We start from the raw sequence: 3,008 nt of genomic DNA, 5'->3' as shown, positions 1-3,008 counted from the left end.
GCGCAGCGGCGGTCTCGGTGGTCGGCATGCGGCTGGGCTTGGTCGGGTCGACGCCGAGGATCGCGTCTTCCAGCGCGCCGCGGGTGTCACGCGGCAGCCGGTAGGGCCGCTGGCCGGTGACCAGCTCGTAGAACACGACGCCCAGCGAATAGACATCCGACGCGGTGCCGATCGGCTGGTGCGCAATCTGCTCCGGCGACGCGTAATCCGGCGTCATCGGCGCATGGGCCCACTCGGTGGCGGYGTGCGTGCGCGGCGTGTCGCCTTCGTCCAGCAGCGTCGCAATGCCGAAGTCCAACAGCCGCACCTGGCCATCGTTGGTGACGAAGATGTTCGACGGCTTCAGGTCGCGGTGCACCACCAGCCGCGCATGGGCGTACTGGATCGCCTCCAGCACCTGCAGGAACAGGTCGACCCGCGCGCGCAGCGGCAAGTTCTTCTGGTCGCAGTAGGTGGTGATCGGCTGGCCTTCGACGTACTCCAGCGCGAGGTAGGGTTGGCCGGATTCGGTGGCGCCAGCGTCGTACAGGCGGGCGATGTGCGGGTGTTCGAGTGCCGCGAGGATGTCGCGTTCGCGATCGAAACGCAGCGCCAGGCCGGGTTGCTGCAGCGACGAGGTGTGCGGCAGCTTCAGCGCCACGGCACGCTGCAGGGCACCGTCGACCCGCTCGGCCAGCCACACCGTGCCCATGCCACCGTGGCCCAGCGGGCGCAGCAGGCAGTAGGGGCCGATCTGGCGCAGCCCGGGCTCGGCTTCGGCCATCTTCGCCTCGGCGGCCACGCCGGCCAGGCCGGGCAGGGCGTCCAGCACGCCCAGCAAGCCCATGCCCGCGGTGGCACCGCCGGTGGTCTCTTCTTCGGCGTCGGCCAGCATCGACTCCAGCTGCGGGCGCAGCGCGGCATCGGCCTCGCCCAGGCCAGCCAGCCAGGCGGCACGCTCGCCGCGCGGCAGATCCAGCGCCTGGTCCAGCAACTCGGACAAGCGGGCGAGTTCAACGCGGGCCAGGGTCACCAGCAAACTCCGAAAAACTTCAAATTCGATTGGCGCCTGGCAGCGGGTGCCGGCGCGCCCCTCACTGCAGCACGGCCTTCAGCAGCAGCCTGGCTTTTTGCCAGTCGCGCCGCACGGTGCGGTCGGTGATGCCCAGCGCCTGCGCAATGGCCATCTCGTCCAGCCCGGCAAAGCAGCGCATCTCGACGATGCGGGCCAGCCGGTCGTCGACCTGGGCCAGCTCTTCGATCGCGTCGTGGATGCGGATCACGTCGTCATCTTTGACCGACACCGACTCGGCGACCTCGGTGTTCAGCGTCACGTGCAGATGGTCRCCGCCGCGGCGCTCGGCGTGGCGCTGGCGCACGAAGTCGATCACGACGAAGCGCATCACCCGCGCCGCATAGGCGAGGAACTGGCCTTGCGACATGCCGCCCAGATCGCTCTGGTGCTGGAAGCGCATGTACGACTCGTGCACCAGTGCAGTGGTGTCGAGCATCGTGATGTTCTCGCTGCGGCGCAGGCGAGAACTGGCCAGGCGGCGCAGGTCCTGGTACATCGTCCGGAACAACTCGTCGGCGGTGTCCGGGGCAGGGGCATTGGGGTCCAACATCTCGCGGCGAGTATGCCAGCGCGGTGTGACGAAATGCGTCCGGTTTGGCCCCAGGGCCCGTCAATCGAGGGTTTGCCGGTACCGCTTCAAGGCGACAGCGCCGGCCACGGCCAGGAAGGCCAGCATCGGCCACAGCTCCGGCAGCAACTCGACCGCGCTGTTGCCCTTGAGCAGGATGCCGCGCACGATGCGCAGGAAATGCGTCAGCGGCAGCGCCTCGCCAATGCCCTGGGCCCAGCCCGGCATGCCACGGAACGGGAACATGAAACCCGACAGCAGGATCGACGGCAGGAAGAAGAAAAACGTCATCTGCAGCGCCTGCAGCTGGTTTTTCGCCAGCGTCGAAAACGTGAAGCCCACGCCCAGGTTGGCCAGCATGAAGACGCCGATCATTGCAATCAGCAAGGTCAGGCTGCCCACCATCGGTATCTCGAACAGCAGCGCCGCGGCGCCGAGGATCACACCGAGCTGGATGTAGCCGATCACGACGTAGGGCAGGATCTTGCCCAGCATCACCTCGACCGGCCGCACCGGCGTGGCGAGCAGGTTTTCCATCGTGCCGCGCTCGCGCTCGCGCGTCATCGCCAGCCCTGTCAGCATCACCATCGTCATGGTCAGGATGGTGCCGATCAGTCCCGGCACGATGTTGTAGCGCGACAGGCCCTCGGGGTTGAAGCGGCGGTGCACGCGCAGGTCGAACGGGGCCTCTTTCGGCGCCAGCTTGGCGAGCGGGCCATTGAGAGAGGTCGGAAGGGCGCGTGGGGCGAGCGCTGCCAACGCGGCCAGCGCATTGCCCGAGGCCGAGGGGTCGGTCGCGTCGACRCTGACCAGCAGTGCCGGCCGTTCGCCGCGCACCAGCCGGCGCGAAAAGTCCGGCGGGATCGCGATCAGGAACTGCACCTCGCCGCGCTCCAGCAGCTCTTCACCCTCTGCTTCGCTCGTGGCCTGCGCGCTGATGCGGAAGTAGCCGGTGTTCTGCAGTGTGGCCACCAGCTCACGCGCCTGCGGCCCTGTGTCCATGCTGACCAGCGCGGTCGGCAGGCCCTTTGGGTCGGTGTTGATCGCGTAGCCGAACAGCACCAGCTGCAGGATGGGCACGCCAACCGCCATGCCGAAGGTCGGCCGGTCACGCAGCATCTGCTGGAACTCTTTCAAGAAGATCGCCAGCGTGCGGGCCCACGAGAAACGGGCACTCATTTCTTGGCCACCGCGAAGTTGTCAGGGGCCTGGCCGATCAGGCTGATGAACACGTCTTCGAGGTTTGCGTCGGTGCGCGTCCAGCGCAGCTCGGGCCGATCGCGGAACGGGGCGATTGCTGTTTCGATCTGGGCAGCGTCCTGGCCCGCGACGTGCACGGCGCCGCCGAAAGCTGCAACGCTCAGCACACCGGGCGCATGCTTCAGC

General features: G+C 67.9%; 3 protein-coding genes and 1 pseudogene. All 4 read right to left on the bottom strand.

The annotated features are described in order from the left end of the window. Positions 1–1,012: serine/threonine-protein kinase (locus AC1DYI_RS31095; protein ID WP_477207976.1), on the bottom strand; the 1,012-nt coding region annotated here is incomplete at its 3' end. A gap of 61 nt (positions 1,013–1,073) precedes the next feature. Next, entirely contained in the window at positions 1,074–1,604 is a 531-nt protein-coding gene (locus AC1DYI_RS31090) for an ECF-type sigma factor (protein WP_477207975.1), read from the bottom strand. Positions 1,605–1,664: 60 nt separating this feature from the next. Next, the gene (locus tag AC1DYI_RS31085) at positions 1,665–2,801 is read right to left on the bottom strand and encodes an ABC transporter permease (protein WP_477207974.1); all 1,137 of its coding nucleotides are present in this window, start codon (positions 2,799–2,801) and stop codon (positions 1,665–1,667) included. Next, positions 2,798–3,008, bottom strand: a pseudogene (locus AC1DYI_RS31080) (ABC transporter ATP-binding protein); the annotation flags it as partial. The gene AC1DYI_RS31085 and the pseudogene AC1DYI_RS31080, both read right to left, overlap by 4 nt.

The sequence above is a fragment of the Ideonella sp. P3_A4 genome (assembly GCF_056403075.1).
The sequence above is the reverse complement of the archived record's forward strand: the minus strand, read 5'-3'. Positions and strand labels throughout refer to the sequence as shown.